Annotated in this window: 13 protein-coding genes; 8 read left to right on the top strand and 5 right to left on the bottom strand. The window is 64.0% G+C overall.

Annotation, left to right across the window (positions count from 1 at the left end):
• Positions 1-7: 7 nt before the first annotated feature.
• Positions 8-1,945 (top strand): methyl-accepting chemotaxis protein, encoded by a 1,938-nt coding sequence (locus G5V65_RS01030; RefSeq protein WP_165046562.1) that lies wholly within the window; start codon positions 8-10, stop codon positions 1,943-1,945.
• Positions 1,946-2,326: 381 nt separating this feature from the next.
• Here G5V65_RS01030 and G5V65_RS01025 read toward each other — a convergent pair whose 3' ends face one another.
• A complete protein-coding gene (locus G5V65_RS01025) occupies positions 2,327-4,306 on the bottom strand; it encodes an FAD-dependent oxidoreductase (protein WP_165046561.1) in 1,980 nt (659 codons plus the stop codon).
• 215 nt (positions 4,307-4,521) lie between these two features.
• On the opposite strand from G5V65_RS01025, the gene G5V65_RS01020 reads away from it, so the two are divergent.
• Entirely contained in the window at positions 4,522-5,799 is a 1,278-nt protein-coding gene (locus G5V65_RS01020; protein WP_165046560.1) for a methyltransferase family protein, read from the top strand.
• A 28-nt stretch (positions 5,800-5,827) separates the two neighbouring features.
• Here the strand turns inward: G5V65_RS01020 and G5V65_RS01015 are convergent, their stop codons facing one another.
• On the bottom strand, positions 5,828-7,270 hold the full coding sequence (locus tag G5V65_RS01015; protein WP_165046559.1) for an aldehyde dehydrogenase family protein: 1,443 nt from the start codon (positions 7,268-7,270) through the stop codon (positions 5,828-5,830).
• 289 nt (positions 7,271-7,559) lie between these two features.
• Here G5V65_RS01015 and G5V65_RS01010 point away from each other — a divergent pair, with 289 nt between their 5' ends.
• From G5V65_RS01010 to G5V65_RS00985, 6 genes are all read left to right on the top strand, one after another.
• Entirely contained in the window at positions 7,560-8,216 is a 657-nt protein-coding gene (locus G5V65_RS01010; protein ID WP_165046558.1) for a peroxiredoxin, read from the top strand.
• Positions 8,217-8,345: 129 nt separating this feature from the next.
• Positions 8,346-9,113: a glucose-1-phosphate cytidylyltransferase gene (gene rfbF / locus G5V65_RS01005; RefSeq protein WP_165046557.1), complete on the top strand. Its 768-nt coding sequence runs from the start codon at positions 8,346-8,348 to the stop codon at positions 9,111-9,113.
• A 3-nt stretch (positions 9,114-9,116) separates the two neighbouring features.
• Positions 9,117-10,166: a CDP-glucose 4,6-dehydratase gene (gene rfbG / locus G5V65_RS01000; protein ID WP_165046556.1), complete on the top strand. Its 1,050-nt coding sequence runs from the start codon at positions 9,117-9,119 to the stop codon at positions 10,164-10,166.
• Positions 10,163-10,711: a dTDP-4-dehydrorhamnose 3,5-epimerase gene (rfbC, locus tag G5V65_RS00995; RefSeq protein ID WP_165046555.1), complete on the top strand. Its 549-nt coding sequence runs from the start codon at positions 10,163-10,165 to the stop codon at positions 10,709-10,711. Before rfbG ends, rfbC begins: the two co-directional genes overlap by 4 nt.
• On the top strand, positions 10,708-11,940 hold the full coding sequence (locus G5V65_RS00990) for a class I SAM-dependent methyltransferase (protein ID WP_165046554.1): 1,233 nt from the start codon (positions 10,708-10,710) through the stop codon (positions 11,938-11,940). Before rfbC ends, G5V65_RS00990 begins: the two co-directional genes overlap by 4 nt.
• Positions 11,937-13,046: a DegT/DnrJ/EryC1/StrS family aminotransferase gene (locus tag G5V65_RS00985; protein WP_165046553.1), complete on the top strand. Its 1,110-nt coding sequence runs from the start codon at positions 11,937-11,939 to the stop codon at positions 13,044-13,046. Before G5V65_RS00990 ends, G5V65_RS00985 begins: the two co-directional genes overlap by 4 nt.
• On the opposite strand, the gene G5V65_RS00980 is transcribed toward G5V65_RS00985, so the two are convergent.
• From G5V65_RS00980 to G5V65_RS00970, 3 genes are read right to left on the bottom strand one after another with little or no spacing between them, the layout of a single operon-like run.
• Positions 13,036-13,767 carry a WbqC family protein gene (locus G5V65_RS00980; RefSeq protein ID WP_165046552.1) on the bottom strand — a complete coding sequence of 244 codons (732 nt, stop codon included), beginning with the start codon at positions 13,765-13,767 and terminating at the stop codon, positions 13,036-13,038. The genes G5V65_RS00985 and G5V65_RS00980 overlap by 11 nt on opposite strands.
• On the bottom strand, positions 13,764-14,522 hold the full coding sequence (locus tag G5V65_RS00975) for a cephalosporin hydroxylase family protein (RefSeq protein ID WP_165046551.1): 759 nt from the start codon (positions 14,520-14,522) through the stop codon (positions 13,764-13,766). The genes G5V65_RS00980 and G5V65_RS00975 overlap by 4 nt, the downstream gene beginning before the upstream one ends.
• 28 nt (positions 14,523-14,550) lie before the next feature.
• On the bottom strand, positions 14,551-15,801 hold the full coding sequence (locus tag G5V65_RS00970) for a glycosyltransferase family 2 protein (protein ID WP_165046550.1): 1,251 nt from the start codon (positions 15,799-15,801) through the stop codon (positions 14,551-14,553).
• Positions 15,802-16,042: the final 241 nt, after the last annotated feature.

Here is a 16,042-nt window from a genome sequence, read left to right as displayed (position 1 = left end):
TGCGCGTATGTCACTCACGTCGCGGCTTGTGACGATCGTCGTCACGGCCGCCTGCCTCGTTGCGCTTCTGAACGTGGCGGTTTCCTTGACGCTGGAAAGGAAGGAGAAGCTTGCTCTGGCAGAGGAACGGGTGGGTTTCGGACTTGTCGGTTTCGCGGCATCGCTTGTCAGCACGGCGCAGGGGTTCACGGCGGTTCCTGCCAGCGGCGAGGCCGCGGCAGGTGTCGCGCGCAACCAGGCCCCGGTCAGGATCGATCCGCCTGTCGTGGACATGCTACTGGAACGGCTGGATGTCCATGTGACCTATTTCCGGCTCATGCCGGAAAGTCAGCAGTTCGAACGCGTGATGACAAGCATCCGCGCGGCTGACGGCACACGCGCGGTGGGCACCTTCCTTGATCCCGCGGGCCCCGCCCATCAGGCGCTGATCACGGGTCAGGTCTATGCGGGAGATGCCGAAATCCTCGGTCTGCCCTATGTCACGAGATACGAACCGGTCTTCGATGCCGACGGCCGGCTGAGCGGCGCGGTCTTTGCCGGGGTGCCCATCACCTCCATCAGCGCGATGATCCTGCACCATCTGTTCGACATCGTGGCGCCGACGATTGCGCTTGTCCTCGTGGCCCTGTTCGTCAGTCGCAAGTTGATCAAACAGACGCTGCAGCCCGTGCGCGGCATGGTCGAGATCGTCAACAGGCTGGAACGGCGGGACTATGATGCCGTCATCACCCCGCCATCGACGCGGGATGAGATCAGCGAGCTTGCCACGGCCTGCATCGGCCTGCGCAATGACCTGCGAGAGGCGGCAAGGTTTGCCGAAGCGGCCGCAGCACAGGAGCAGGAGCGCCGCGCGGAACAGGCGGAACTTGCGCGCGTCGTGGCGCAGCTTCGGTCTGGCTTGGCCCGGCTTGCCGATGGCGATCTGATGTCCGCCATTCCCGACACGCCCGAGAGCCGCTTTCCGCAGGAATATGAACCGCTTCGTGACAGCTTCAACGCCGTCATCGATCGGTTCGGCCAGATGATCGACCAGGTCAATGGCATTGCCCGCACGGTGCGTGACAGCGCTGTCGAGATCACCGATGCCAGCCGCGAGCTTTCGACGCGGGCGGAAACACAGGCCGCAACGCTGGAGCAATCGGCCGCTGCCCTGACGGAACTGACGCATTCCGTCGCCTCGACCGCCGAGCGGGCAGGCATGGCGCAGGATGCCAGCTTCGGCAATCGCAAGGGGGCCGAACATGGGGCGGGGATCGTTCAGGAAGCCGTGGCGGCAATGCAGGGCATCGAGAAGGGCGCAGAGCAGATCACGCGCATCATCGGCGTGATCGAGGATATCGCCTTTCAGACGAATCTGCTTGCCCTCAATGCGGGGGTCGAAGCGGCCCGCGCCGGTGACGCAGGTCGCGGCTTTGCTGTCGTCGCCTCCGAAGTGCGGCTTCTGGCGCAGCGCGCATCGGATTCGGCGCGCGAGATCAAGGCCTTGATCTCGGACAGCACGAGGCGGGTCGAAGAGGGCTCTGCCCTTGTGCGGAGGGCGGGAGAGAGCCTTGCTGAAATCCTGGTCCGTGCGAACGAGGCGGCGGGCCTGGTGGCGGATATTGCCCAGGCGGCATCGGAACAGGCCCGCGGATTGGCCGAGGTGAATGCCGGGGTCAATCAGCTCGACCATGTCACCCAACAGAACAGCGCAGTGGCAGAGGAAACTTCGGCCGCGGCTGCCACGCTGCAGGCGCGATCCGAGGAGTTGATCGTCGCCCTCGCGGGGATCCGAACCCGGCAGAGGACAGCGCCGCGCCCGGCCGACACCGCCCCGCGCCGGGTGGAGAGGCAGGCAGCGGTGATCGAGGCGAATGTCGTCGATTGGACCGCCGCCGCCGCCGCCGCCGTGAACGGCCCGCGCGCCAATCCTGGCAGGCCAAGCGCCGTCTGGGCAGAGTTCTGACGGTTGTGAAAAGCGCTCCGGGCGGGCGGAAAGGGCAGAGAACGGCCAGCCCCCGCGTGACGATTTCTGTCCGGCCAGCGTCTCGGGAAGGGATGGGCGGATGCCGGGTGGGCCCGACGATGCGGTTCACGCCCATGCGCCGGACCGACAGCCCCGGAGAACGCGGGAGGATGCCGACCTGACAAAGCGCAGTGGAGGGATCCGGAGGCGTGAACCTTCCCCATTTGGAGGAGGTGCGAGGGTGGGATGCCCTTGCCCCGGGATTGCAGGGCCTGCCGATGGCGGATCTCTCCCCTCCCCCGAAAGCGGGGGAGGGGTGGGCGCCATCTGGCGCCCGGGGTGGGGGGGCGGGAGGGGCGTCAGGGCATTTGCTGCGACATGTCAGAACGACAGGGCGACCTTCCGGCCTTCGTGGAAGGCATAGGGGGCCTGGCGGGGAGCGGAGCAGTCGCCGATGCGGTGGGTCTGCTTGCCCGCGAAGCTTTCGGGGAAGGGGTCGAAAGCGATGTTCGTCGTTGCCATGACAAGGGCAGAGGCGGGAAGCGTGGTCTCTTCGCCCGTCAGGCCGGACCGCACCGTCGCGCCATTGCCGTGCCAGCGGGTGATGACATGTTCGGTCAGGAATTGCGCGCCGAGTCTGGCAAGGCGCTGGCGGGCGGGGGCATCTGCAGAGGTGCGGGTGATTTCCTTGCCCACGTAAGCGTCGGGGGTCACGAGGATGACTTTCTTCCCCTGTTCGGCCATGTGCCAGGCCGTGCCCACGCCGCGCCAGTTGCCGCCTTCATCATAGAGGATCACGGCGTCGCCGAGCCGCGCCTCACGGCGCATGACGTCTTCGGGTGACCAGACATTTCCATTCTCCAGTCCCGGCAGTTGCGAAAGGGCGGGAAGCCAGCGCTGTCTGGCATCCGGATCCGGCAGGGAACCGGTGGCGAGGATGACCGTATCGGCAGGGTGGGCGGCGATGTCGTCCGCGTCCAGATAGGTGTTGAGGTGGAGGGTGACGCCAAGGCGCGTGAACTGGCGTTCGTACCAATCGAACAGGTCGAGGATCTGGGCACGGCGGGGTTGTTCGCCTGCCAGCCGGAACTGGCCACCGATGCGGGGGGCGGCTTCGACGAGGTCAACGCGGTGGCCGCGTTCGGCGGCGGCGCGGGCGGCCTCGCACCCCGCGGGGCCAGCGCCGACGATCAGGATGTGGCGCGGCGTTTCGGCAGGGGTGAAGCGGTCGCCGCCCCATTCCCATTCGCGCCCCGCGCTGGGGTTGATCAGGCAGGAGATCCAGTAATCGCGCGATCGGCGGCCCCAGCACATCTGGTTGCAGGAGATGCAGGAGCGGATGTCATCCGCGCGGCCCTCCATCGTTTTCGCGGCAAGGTGCGGGTCGGCGATCAGGCCCCGCACGATGGAGACCATGTCGGCCTGACCGGAGGCGATGATGGTTTCGGCATTGTCGGGGGTTCTGACATGCGCTTCGGAGGTGACTTTGGCGTGTTTCACCACGCCTTTCAGGATTTCGGTCACGGGGGCGGTGAGTTTCTCGGCGAAGAGGAAGGTGGGCATGAGCCGCTCGAAATCGAGGTAACCGCCGTGTCCGCAGGTGACGTAGTCGATCTGGCCTGTCGCGTCATGGAGGGCGACGATTTCGGTGAGGCTTTCCACCGACAGGGTCACGTCATGCGCATCAGAGGTAGAGACGGCGAGTCCGATGATGAAATCCTCGCCACAGGCGCGGCGGATGCCCTCGATGATGGTGCGGGAAAAACGGGTGCGGTTTTCAAGGGAGCCGCCCCATTGATCGTCGCGTGTGTTGGACCATGGGGTCCAGAACTGATCCAGCAGCGAGTGGTAGGCGGCCCAGACCTCTACGCCCTGAAAGCCCGCCTTCTGGCAGCGGATGGCGGCGGCGATGTGGGCCTCGATCAGTTCCTCGATCTCTGCCTCGGTCATGCGGTGAGAGCCGTCGCTGTCATGGTAGGAGGCCGCGCCGGAGGGGGACCAGTGTGGTTGGAAGCTGAGGTCGGAATCGCCGTGGGCGCCGACATGGTAGAGCTGTTGCAGGATGACGGCGCCTTCGGCCTTTGCGGCCTCGGTCACCTTGCGGAAATGCGGGATGATGTCGTCGGTGCCGTGCAGGTAATTGCCACGCGTGAGAACGCCGGTGCGGTGGACGGGGACGGGTTCCATCACGATCATCCCCGCGCCGCCCCTGGCGCGTTCGGCGATGTAGCCGAGCGTGCGGGGGCCGGGCAGGCCCATGTCGGACATGTTGTTGGTATGCGCGCCAAAGACGATGCGGTTGCGCAGCGTGGTGCCGCGCAGCGTGATCGGGCTGGTCAGATGGGGGTGCTGGCTGGGCATGCGCGCTTCCTTCGGGGCTGGTGGGGCGAGCCTAGCGGAGTGGCGGGACGCAGCGTGAGAGGCGGGGGCGACAGAATTCGGCCCGGAGGCGGCATCGGGGACGGCCATTCCGCATGACCGGGGTCGCGGTCCGACAGGACGCCTTTCCGGGGTTGGCAATATTCCTTAAGAAGCGGGGAGAGATGGCTGTCGCAACGGGCCGGGAGGGACGGAAGATGCGTGATCAGGGCGGCCTTCACCTGCCGAAATCCGTAACGCCCGCAGGCGTGGCGCTGGCCAGCGTGGCGAGTTTTCTGACGAGTTTCGGGATCGTCTGGTTCCTGTCGCCCTTTGACGGGACCGTGGCTTCGGTCCTGTTCATCCTGGGGTCGATGGTGGTGGCGACCTTTGCAGTGGATCTGGGCGTCTACAAGGTGCATCGCCGGGCCAGCACGGGCATGGATTACGGGCGGCGCGATCTGGCACCGGGGCGGGCGGCGGTGAAGTTGCTGGGGCTTTATGCCTCGGTCGGGTTCGTGGCGCTGCTTTGGGCGATCCTGCCGATCTATCGGGAAGAGACCTACCAGCCCTTCCTGACGCTTGCGCAATGGGCGGCGCTGCCTCTGGCCTTGCTGTCGGTGCCCTATGTGCTGTTCGTGGATGCCCATCAGGCCGATCCGCGCGACGGATACTGGCAAATGGGCAAGGCGGTGCTGCTGGATCGGCGCGCGGTGGATGGCGCGGCGCTGTGGCTGCATCTGCGCGGCTGGATCGTGAAGGGGTTCTTCCTGCCGTTGATGTTCGGCTATTTCTGCAGCGCGCTGGAGGGGCTGCGCGGCTATGATCCGGCGACGCTGGCGGATTTCGTGGTGCTTTACGGGTTTCTCTACAGCTTCGCCTTCTTCTTCGATCTGAGCGTTTCGACCATCGGCTATGCGACGACCTTCCGCCCGCTGGACACGCATATGCGATCGACAGAGCCGACGGCGCTGGGCTGGGTTGTCTGCATCATCTGCTATGCGCCGATCTGGGCCTTCCTGCAGGGCAACTATCTGGATTTCGAGACGGATTGGGAATGGGGCAACTGGCTGTGGAACAGCCCGCTGGCCTATGGCGCCTGGGGGGTGATGATCCTGGGCTGCCTTTCGGTCTATGTCTATGCCACGGCGCAGTTCGGGTGCCGCTTCTCGAACCTGACGCATCGAGGGATCATCACCAGCGGGCCCTATCGCTGGACCAAGCATCCGGCCTATGTGTTCAAGAACATCTCATGGTGGCTGATCGCTATTCCCTTCATCCCGGGGGATGGGGAATGGCAGACGGCGGTGCGGAACTGCCTGCTGCTGGCGGGGGTGAGCGGGATCTACGTCCTGCGCGCAAGGACGGAAGAGCGGCATCTGTCGATGGATCCCGACTATGTCGCCTATGCGCGCTGGATCGAGGAGAACGGCATCTTCCGCCGGGTGCGCGCCATCCCCGGTCTGGGATGGCTGGCCTATCGGGGCCACGCCTGAGCGCCGCCCCGATTATCTGCAGGCAGGATCAGGCGTCGTTGTCCCAGCCCGAGATCGCCTTCACCTCGAGGAATTCCTCGATCCCCCAGACGCCGCCTTCACGCGCGCGGCCCGAGGCCTTGACCCCGCCGAAGGGCGCGCCCGCGCCGCGGGACTTGCCGTTCATCTCCACCATCCCGGCGCGGAGTTGCCGGGCCAGGCGGTTGCGCCGCGCGCCGTTCTGCGACTGGACGTAGTTCGTCAGGCCATAGGGGGTGTCGTTGGCGATCAGGACGGCCTCTTCTTCGGTGTCGAAGGGGATGATCGACAGGACGGGACCGAAGATCTCCTCTTTTTCGATCGTCATGCCGGGTTTGACGTCGGCGAATACGGTGGGGCGGACGAAATAGCCCTTGTTCATGCCTTCGGGCAGGCCAAGGCCGCCCGCCACAAGGCGCGCGCCTTCCTCGATGCCTTTCTGGATATAGCCCTGGATCTGATCCCATTGCCGCTTGTTCACCACCGGGCCGATATGGCGGCCGGGTTCATGGGCCGAGGCGACCTTGGTGTTGTCCGCCACCTGCCGGGCGATTTCCACCGCGCGGTCATAGGCGGGGCGTTCCACCAGCATGCGCGTGGGGGCGTTGCAGCTTTGGCCGGAATTGTTGAAGCAATGGCGCACGCCGCGTTCGACGGCGCGGTCATCAGCATCGGCGAAAATCAGGTTCGCGCCCTTGCCGCCCAGTTCCAGCGTCACGCGTTTCAGCGTTTCGGCGGCGGCCTTGCTGATCGCCTTGCCTGCCCGGGTGGAGCCCGTGAAGGAAATCATTTCCACGTCGGGGTGGGTGGAAAGACGCGTGCCCACGCCCGCGCCATCACCATTCACAAGGTTGAAGACGCCCGCAGGCACGCCCGCGTCATGCACGAATTCGGCGAAAAGAAGCGAGGAGAGGGGCGATTCCTCGGACGGTTTCAGCACGCAGGTGCAGCCTGCAAGCAGCGCAGGGATCACCTTCAGCGTGACCTGGTTCATCGGCCAGTTCCATGGCGTGATGAGGCCCACCACGCCGATGGGTTCCATCGCGATCCGGTCATTCGGGGCATGAGGGCCGAGCGGGCGGATCCATTCGATATGGTCGAAGGCGGTCAGGAAGTTCTTCAGGTGCCAGGGCAGGCAGGGGGCCTGATCGTTACGCGACATGTCGATGGGGGCGCCCATTTCGAGGGAGATGGCCTGGGCCATTTCCTCGGCCCGTTTTTCATACTGGGCGAGGATGGCTTCGACGTAGGCCTTCCGTTCGGCGGGGGGCGTGGCGGCCCAGGCGGGGAAGGCGGCCTTGGCAGCGGCGACGGCGACATCGGTATCGGCCTCGGACCCGAGCGAGATGATGGCGCAGACATCCTCGGTCGAGGGGTCGATCACGTCGCAATCGCGGGGGGCAAGGGGGGCCGTCCAGCGGCCGTTGATGTAGAAATCGCGCTTGATGAGCATGGGATCCTCCGGGGTTGGGGGGAAGGTGGCAGGGCCTTTGGCCGGGGGCAAGTGGCGAAGCGACAGGTTTCGTCGCGGATGGGCGACGGGATCGGGGCGAACAAATTTCTTGGAAGAAATTTGCAAAAGTTTTCGAAAACTTTTGGGGTCGCAGGGTCAGGGAAATTCTTCTGCCTGTCGGATCATCCGAGGGTCAGCATTCTCTTTTGCGCGGGAAATGGCCGAGGGGGATGAAACCTTGTTCCGAGTGGCGTATGTCTGTGGCGACACGACAGACAGGAGACCGGACATGGCCGTGCGCATCAATGACGTAGCCCCCGACTTCACCGCAGAGTCCACCGCAGGGACGATCAGGTTCCATGAGTGGCTGGGTGACAGCTATGGGATCATTTTCAGCCATCCGCGCGACTTTACCCCCGTCTGCACCACCGAATTCGGCGCCGTGGCGCAGCTTGCCGGGGAATGGGCGAAGCGGAACACCAAGGTTCTTGGGGTTTCGGTCGATTCGGTGGGCGATCACGAAAAGTGGAAGCGCGACATCGAAGCCTTCGGCGGCGCGCCGGCCGAGTTTCCGATCATCGACGATTCGTCCCTGACCGTGGCCAAGGCCTATGACATGCTTCCCGCCGATTACTATCTGCCGACCGAAGGCCGCACACCCGCGCATTCGGCGACGGTGCGGACGGTCTACATCATCGGGCCGGACAAGAAGGTGCGGCTGACGATGACCTATCCGATGAGCGTGGGCCGCAACTTCGCCGAAATCCTGCGCGCACTGGATGCCGTGCGGGCGACGGACGGCGTCCCGCTGGCAGCACCCGCCAACTGGGTGCCGGGGCAGGACATGATCGTGGCGTTGGCGCTGACCGACGATCAGGCGCGTGAGCGGTTCGGGGAGTTGGACATCAAGCTGCCCTATCTGCGGTTTGCGAAGGTGGGTGCCTGAGACGCCTTCGGCAGGCAGCCGGAGCCTGTGGTGTTCCGCCTGCCTGCCATCCACGGAAAACAAAGCTGTTCAGCTTGGACCTCGGTCGCGTTACATGAGGGGTGAATTGCCTTTCGTGGTGTTGAATTGATGAAAGCCGTCATCCTTGCCGGGGGACTTGGGACCCGGATCAGCGAAGAATCGCATTTGCGCCCGAAGCCGATGATCGAGATCGGGGGGCGGCCGATCCTGTGGCACATCATGAAGATCTACGGGGCGCATGGGATCACCGATTTCGTAATCTGCTGCGGCTACAAGGGCTATGTCATCAAGGAATACTTCGCGAACTACTTCCTGCACATGTCGGACGTGACCTTCGACATGGCCGAGAACCGGATGGAGGTGCATCACCGCCATGCCGAACCCTGGCGGGTGACGCTGGTGGATACGGGCGATGCCACGATGACCGGCGGGCGGTTGCGGCGGGTGGCGGATTACATCGACGGCACCTTCTGCCTGACCTATGGCGACGGGGTGTCGGATGTAGATATCTCGGCGCTGGTTGCGCAACACAGGGCGGCGGGGCGCGAGGCGACGGTAACGGCGATCCAGCCCCCCGGCCGCTATGGCGCACTGGAAATTGCCGATGGGCGGGTGGAGCGGTTCCTGGAAAAGCCGGTTGGCGACGGGCAGTGGATCAACGGGGGCTTCTTTGTATGTGAACCGTCGGTGATCCGCCGGATCGAGGGCGACGCGACGCCTTGGGAAGCGGGGCCGTTGGAGAGCCTTGCCGCAGATGGCCAGTTGTCCGTCTATCGGCATGGCGGGTTCTGGCAGGCGATGGACACGCTGCGCGACAAGAACCTGCTTGAGGATCTGTGGTCGCGGGGCCGCGCGCCCTGGAAGGTCTGGGCCTGAGGCATGGGGTTCTGGGCGGGCAGGCGGGTTCTGGTTACCGGGCATACGGGTTTCAAGGGAAGCTGGCTGTGCGAGATGCTGCTGGCGCGGGGGGCGGTGGTTTCAGGTCTGGCCCTTGCGCCCGACACGCGGCCCGCACTGTTTGCGCAATTGGGATTGGCCGGGCGGATGGATCACGCCCTGGGTGATATCCGTGATAGCGCTCTGGTGGCGGCGCGGCTGCGGGACGCGCGGCCGGAAGTCGTGCTGCATCTGGCGGCGCAGCCCTTGGTGCGGCGGTCCTATCGCGAACCGCTGGAGACATGGGCCACCAACGTGATGGGAACGGCACATGTGCTTGAGGGCGTGCGGGCGCTGGATGCGCCCTGCGCAGTGGTCGTGGTGACGACGGACAAGGTCTATGAGAACCGCGAATGGGAGCATCCCTATCGCGAGAATGATCCCTTGGGCGGGCATGATCCCTATTCCGCATCGAAGGCCGGGACGGAACTGGTCGCGGCAAGCTGGCGCAAGGCGTTCTTCGCCGGGCCTGGCGTGCGGCTGGCCACGGCACGGGCGGGGAATGTGATCGGCGGCGGGGACTGGTCGGAGGATCGCATCCTGCCCGATCTGGCGCGCGCCTTCGGGGCGGGAAAGCCGCTTCTGGTGCGCAACCGCCATGCCGTGCGGCCCTGGCAGCATGTGCTGGATCCGCTGGAGGGCTATCTGATGCTGGCCGAGCGGCTGGCGGGGCCAGAGGCGGCGCGGCTGGAAGAGGGGTTCAACTTCGGCCCCGAACCCGCAGATCAGCGCAGCGTGGGGGCCCTGGTCGAGGCGGCGCGGCAGCATTGGGCAGGGGATTGGACGGATGCGACCGATCCGAAGGCACCGCATGAGGCGGGGCAGTTGGCGCTGTCGATCGAGCGGGCGCGGATGGTGCTGGGCTGGCAACCACGTTGGGATTTCGCGCGGGCGGTTGAGGAAACCGTGGGCTGGTATCGCGATGTGGCGGCCGGGGCCGACCCGGCAGAGCGGGTGCGGGCGCAGATTGCCGCCTTCGGGGGTGGGGTGTGAGGTTCACCGAATTGCCGCTGGCCGGGGCCTATCGTGTGGAGCTGGAACCGCGCGGGGATGCGCGGGGGTTCTTTGCCCGCCTGTTCTGCGCCGAGGAATTCGCGGCGCGTGGCTTGGCGACCGGCTGGGTGCAGTGCAACACATCCTTCACGGCGGCGCAGGGCACCGTGCGGGGGCTGCATTTCCAGCGCCCCCCGATGGCTGAGACAAAGCTTCTGCGTTGCATCCGGGGGGCGATCTTCGATGTGATCGTCGATCTGCGCGCCGGATCGCCAACCTTTGGCCGATGGCATGGCGAGAGGCTGGATGACCAGAACCGGGCGATGATCTGCGTGCCGGAAGGCTTTGCCCATGGGTTTCAGACGCTGACCCCGGATGTCGAGATGCTGTATTTTCATTCGGCGCCATATAGCGCGGCGCATGAGGGCGGATTGCGCTGGGATGATGCAAAGGTTGCGGTGAGCTGGCCGCTTGGCGTAACGGAGATGTCGGCGCGGGATGCCGCCTTTCCGACGCTGGACAAGCTGGAGCCGATAGCGAAATGACCTTGCCTTCCTGCCGCCATTGCAAGGCCCCGATGCCGCAGGTCTTTCTCGATCTGGGACATGCGCCGCCGTCGAATGCCTATCTGTCGCCCGATCGGCTGAACGCGCCCGAAATGACCTTTCCGCTGCGGCTGCGGGTCTGCGAGGCCTGCTGGCTGGTCCAGACCGAGGATTTCACCGAGGCCGACCGCCTGTTCGATGCGGATTACGCCTATTTCTCGTCCACCTCGAAAGGGTGGCTGGATCATGCGGCGCGCTATGCCGCTCAGATGATCGCGCGGTTCGGGCTGGGGGCGAAAAGCCATGTGATCGAGGTGGCGTCGAATGACGGCTATCTGCTGAAGAACTTCGTGGCGGCGGGGGTGCCCTGCCTTGGGGTGGAACCCACCGCCAGCACGGCGGCAGCGGCCGAGGCGCTGGGCATCCCGGTGCTGCGGGAATTCTTTGGCGCAGCGCTGGGGGGGCGGCTGGCAGGGGAAGGCCGGAAGGCCGATCTGATCGCCGGGAACAATGTCTATGCCCATGTACCTGATATCAATGATTTCACGGCGGGTCTGGCGGCAGCTTTGAAGCCCGAGGGGGTTATCACGCTGGAATTCCCGCATCTGATGCGGCTGGTGGAGTTCTGCCAGTTCGACACGGTGTATCACGAGCATTTTTCCTATCTGTCGGCGCTGACCGTGGCGCGGATATTTGGCGCGGCGGGGCTGCGGATCTTTGACATCGAGGAATTGCCAACGCATGGCGGAAGCCTGCGGGTCTACGGCTGCCATGCGGGGGCGTCGCATGCAGAGACCGATGGCGCGCGGGCGGTGCTGGATGAAGAGCGGCGGCGCGGGATGGACAGGGCCGCGTTCTATGCCGGTTTCCAGTCGCGGGCGGATGCGGTGAAGGATGGGCTTTTGCGGTTCCTGCTGGATGCAAAGCGCGACGGGAAAACGGTCGCGGCCTATGGGGCGGCGGCGAAGGGCAATACGCTGCTGAACTATGCGGGGGTGAAGCCGGACCTGCTGCCTTTTGTCTGCGACGCGGCAACGTCGAAGCAGGGCAAGCTGATGCCCGGCAGCCATATCCCGATCCTGGCGCCCTCAGTGCTGGAGGAACGGCGGCCGAATTATGTGGTGATCCTGCCGTGGAACATCGCGGATGAGGTGAAGCGGCAGTTGGCAGGGCTGGCAGTAGCGGGCACGCGGTTTGTCACGGCAGTGCCAGAGGTGCGGGTGGGATGAGCAGTCGGATCGCCTATACCAAGCCCTCGATCACGGAGCTTGAAGTCGCCTATGCGACGGATGCCGCCCGGAATGGCTGGGGCGAGCGGTGCTATGATTACATCGTGAAGTTCGAAGCGGCCTTCGCGGCACATCTGGGCGTGACCCATGCCATCGCGACGTCAAGCTGCACGGGTGCCTTGCATATGGGCATGGCCGCGCTGGATATCGGACCCGGCGACGAGGTCATTATGGCGGATACCAACTGGATCGCCTCGGCTGCGCCCATCGTGCATCTGGGGGCGACGCCGGTGTTCGTGGATATCGACCCAGTCAGTTGGTGTCTTGACCCGGATCGGGTGGAGGCCGCGATCACGCCGCGGACCAAGGCCATCCTTGCCGTGCATATTTACGGCAATCTTTGCGACATGGACCGTTTGCAGGACATCGCGGATCGGCATGGGATCGTGCTGATCGAGGATGCCGCCGAGGCGATAGGTTCCGTGTGGAAGGGGCGGCGTGCCGGGTCTATGGGGCGGTTCGGGGCGTTCTCTTTTCACGGCACCAAGACGTTGACGACCGGGGAAGGGGGGATGTTCGTCACCTCGGATCCAGCGCTGCATGAACGTGTGCTGACCCTTTCGAACCACGGTCGGGCGCGGGGACAGACACGGCAGTTCTGGCCGGACGAGGTGGGTTTCAAATACAAGATGTCCAATGTGCAGGCCGCCATAGGCCTTGCGCAGGTGGAACGGATCGGGGAGTTGATCGCACGGAAGCGGGCGATCATGCGGGCCTATCGCGAACGGCTGGCAAAGTATCAGGGGTTGAGCCTGAACCCCGAGCCACCGGGCACGGAAAACGGAAGCTGGATGCCGACGGCGGTGTTCGACCGGGATCTTGGCATCACGCGAGAGGCGCTGCAGGAGGCGTTCAAGGCGGCGGATATCGATGCGCGGGTGTTCTTTCATCCGCTTTCGTCATTGCCGATGTTCGATCCGGTGGAGGGCAATGCCCATGCCTGGGACATTCCAACGCGGGCAATCAACCTGCCCAGTTTTCACGACATGCAGGAAGACGAAATTGAGCGGGTGGTCGCGGTGGTGGCTGGAATTCTCAGTCGCTGACGGCGATGCCCTTAGCAGCCAGGAAATCACGCCAAGGTAGGGTTGTTCGGCTAAGGTGGGCGGTGCGGTGTTCGGGGGGGACATTCGCAATCAGATCAAGGCTGGTGACATAAGGGGAAAAGTCGCCGTGCTGCTGCGGCCAAGGCAGGAATTCGTATCCCATGTAGTCGACCGTGACGCCCTCGGCCTCGAAGGCCGCGTGATTGAGGTAGTTGGCCGCGCCATGGCCGGTGAGGTAGCGGGTGCCTCCGACGGTATGGACGAGGTCGAGAACGCGTCGCCAACTTGCCCCCGGCACATTCATTTCCGACGCTTGGCGAATATCGCTGCGGGGGGGGTGGCATGCGGCAAGGCAAAGCTCGGCGCTTTTGACAAGTGCCGCGCAGAGAGTGTCGGATGTTGCGGACATATCAAGGATTGAGAGGGCTTCCTGCAAAAAAGGGCTATTGCGAAGCGCCTGACGCACGAGATCGCGGTGGGCGCGGTGCCAATCCGTCCGGGCTGCGGCAAGGCAACGTATCGGCGCGTCGACACCCTTTCCGACAAGAGGAACGCTAAGCCATTTTGAACCGCCCGAAGTTCTGATCTGAACCCTGTTCGTGAAGGACCCGCGTGAGAACTGCGCATCGTCAAGCCAGATCAGGACATCCGCCATGGCCATTTGCGAGATGAAACCCGGCCATGGAAGATACATCGGCTGACTTATGACGACGGTTGTCATGCCTTGGTTTGCTTTTTCCGGATATAGCCGCCCGGCGAGGAAGACAGGACGAGTTTGCCGTTCAGCACTTCGTCCACCTCGAATGACGCGTTTTCCGAAAGGAACATGCGGAGCGCGGTCAGCGGTTCGTTCCCCTTGAACCAGAGTTTCGATCGTTTGCGTGGCGCGTCGCTTTCATCGACATGGCCGATCATCGTATCGGCTACCACCATGTAGCACCCTTCCGTGACGAGGGGGGCGTAGGCGCGGCATTCCGCAAGGACGTGGTCGCGGCTGTGGTCGCTGTCAAGAATGACCATGACACGGGCACCTTCGGGGATGAGGGCCTTGACGGCGGCCAGCGTTTCGGGCGCGGTGGACCCCCCTTCGACCAAGGTCACACGATGCGACATCGGGTGGTTTTCGATCGTGTCACGGTTATGGGCCCGTATGTCGATGTCGACGCCGATCACTTGGCCTTTGCCGATAAGCTGCAACAGCGATGCCATGAACAGAACAGACCCACCGCGCGCCACGCCTGTCTCGATGATGATGTCGGGTTGCGTGGCCCAGATCACCTCTTGCGTTGCCAGGATATCGGCAGGCATCTGGATGATCGGCACGCCCATCCATGTCCAGAGATAGGAGTAATCGTAGGGATCGAGCTTCAGCATGAAGTTGGTCGAGGCGTCGAAAACTTCTTTGTCCTTGCCAAGGGCAACCGATTGATCCCGGCTGTGCCTTGCGAAAGCCTCGCGATCATCCTGCGTGGTCATAGCTGTCCCTGTCCCTGTTGTATCGCATTCACATTTGCCGCGCATAGCCGCCGCTGCGGCCTATGGCCCTTTGCCATGCTTCGGCTGGCTTCATCTTTCCGGCCAGGATTTCTTCCGCATCCTGCGCGAGGACGATGTCGCACATCCTCGCGGCTGTTTCGATCGTGTTCATGCCGTCTGCTTCGGCCAGCAGGCGGAAGCTGTTTGCCTTGCGGATCTTCCCGAGTCCTTGGCTGAGTTTATGAGTCAGGATCGACCAGTCGAACCCGCGGCTGTTTCTGGCTGTTGAAAGTGCTTTTTCGGCCCCGAACTGTGCTGCATGGGCGATGAGGGAGTTGTCGATCATTCCGGCCACCTCTGGCCCCTTGCGGCGCATGTCCCGAAGTGCTGCGACATACCACCTTTGGTAATCGGGGGCGAAGGGTTGGGGCGGAACGACCGCAGCCGCGGTCTGTGCCGTGCCGAGATATGCAAGTGCCATGGACATCGTGATCGGGATGATATCCTCGACCGGATCAGTTCTGGTTTCGACAAGGAAGCGCGTGTCGGCCGCGCCGCCCTGCTGCCGATCGCCCACGGCATTCATTGATCCGCCGGTACTGGCAGGGCTGTGTCCGTTGATCGAGAAAGGATGCGGATAAAAATCGAAGGTGCCACCCATCACGACCGCGCGGAAACTGGCATAGATGTCCGGACTGCGCGCCCGGAACAGCACGCCGGCAGGATCCTTCATCCGATCCAGCAAATTCCTGGACATCGCACCGTGGTAGATCCGGGGAAGTCGCGAGAATTGGTGCATCTGTCCGGATTCAAGTATCATACGGGCTTCGGCCGGCTCTACCCGTTCGGGATGACCGAAACAGTCATGGACGGTGAAGCGTATGCCGCCGACCTTTGTTCCGTAGCCGTCGACCGGCCAGCCATAGGCGGGAAGCGACCAGCTGGCTGCATCCGGCCTGCGTGTTGCGAGCAGGTGGCGAAGCATCGGAAACTGCCCGGGAATGATCCCGTCATCGTCACCGAAGCTGATGATGTAGTCACCGGTGGCGTGCTGGAAGGCGAATTCGAAATTCATGCGCATCGAGACACGATCGCCGGTGTTCAGGTAGCGCAAGCGCGGATCTGAGAGGCTGGTCACAAGATCCCGGGTGCCATCGGTCGAGGCATTGTCGCTGACGATGATCTCAAGGCGGTCGTCGTCGATCGCAAGTGCCGTCGCCAGCGAATGCCGGAGGTATCTTGCCCTTTCGCGCGTTGGGATAATGATGCTTATGAGCAAACCGCGACCTCCGATGCGAGGTGCATAGCCCAAGCTTTGCTGCCTTCGCAACAGCGCGCAGGAAATCGGCGGGCATTCCCGCCTGTATGCGTCTGTGCTGGTCGATAGAGTTTGCCTAAGGGTGCCGGCCGCCATGCGGTTGAGGGGAAAGGCCCTTGGACTGCGGTTGAGGCTTGACTAGAGTGCGCCCGGAGCGGCGCGCTCCCCTTCGAGTAGGGCAGGCTGGTCCGGAAAGACAATG

The organism is Paragemmobacter kunshanensis, assembly GCF_011059185.1.
Classification (GTDB): Bacteria; Pseudomonadota; Alphaproteobacteria; order Rhodobacterales; family Rhodobacteraceae; genus Paragemmobacter; species Paragemmobacter kunshanensis.
The sequence above is the reverse complement of the archived record's forward strand: the minus strand, read 5'-3'. Positions and strand labels throughout refer to the sequence as shown.

Excerpts from the sequence above, each read along its gene's own strand:
- G5V65_RS01025 (WP_165046561.1), bottom strand. The coding sequence starts at position 4,306 with ATGCCCAGCCAGCACCCCCATCTGACCAGCCCGATCACGCTGCGCGGC.
- rfbF (WP_165046557.1), top strand. The coding sequence starts at position 8,346 with ATGAAAGCCGTCATCCTTGCCGGGGGACTTGGGACCCGGATCAGCGAA.
- G5V65_RS00975 (WP_165046551.1), bottom strand. The coding sequence starts at position 14,522 with ATGACCACGCAGGATGATCGCGAGGCTTTCGCAAGGCACAGCCGGGAT.
- G5V65_RS01030 (WP_165046562.1), top strand. The coding sequence starts at position 8 with ATGTCACTCACGTCGCGGCTTGTGACGATCGTCGTCACGGCCGCCTGC.
- rfbG (WP_165046556.1), top strand. The coding sequence starts at position 9,117 with ATGGGGTTCTGGGCGGGCAGGCGGGTTCTGGTTACCGGGCATACGGGT.
- G5V65_RS01015 (WP_165046559.1), bottom strand. The coding sequence starts at position 7,270 with ATGCTCATCAAGCGCGATTTCTACATCAACGGCCGCTGGACGGCCCCC.
- G5V65_RS01010 (WP_165046558.1), top strand. The coding sequence starts at position 7,560 with ATGGCCGTGCGCATCAATGACGTAGCCCCCGACTTCACCGCAGAGTCC.
- G5V65_RS00990 (WP_165046554.1), top strand. The coding sequence starts at position 10,708 with ATGACCTTGCCTTCCTGCCGCCATTGCAAGGCCCCGATGCCGCAGGTC.
- G5V65_RS01020 (WP_165046560.1), top strand. The coding sequence starts at position 4,522 with ATGCGTGATCAGGGCGGCCTTCACCTGCCGAAATCCGTAACGCCCGCA.
- G5V65_RS00985 (WP_165046553.1), top strand. The coding sequence starts at position 11,937 with ATGAGCAGTCGGATCGCCTATACCAAGCCCTCGATCACGGAGCTTGAA.
- G5V65_RS00980 (WP_165046552.1), bottom strand. The coding sequence starts at position 13,767 with ATGACAACCGTCGTCATAAGTCAGCCGATGTATCTTCCATGGCCGGGT.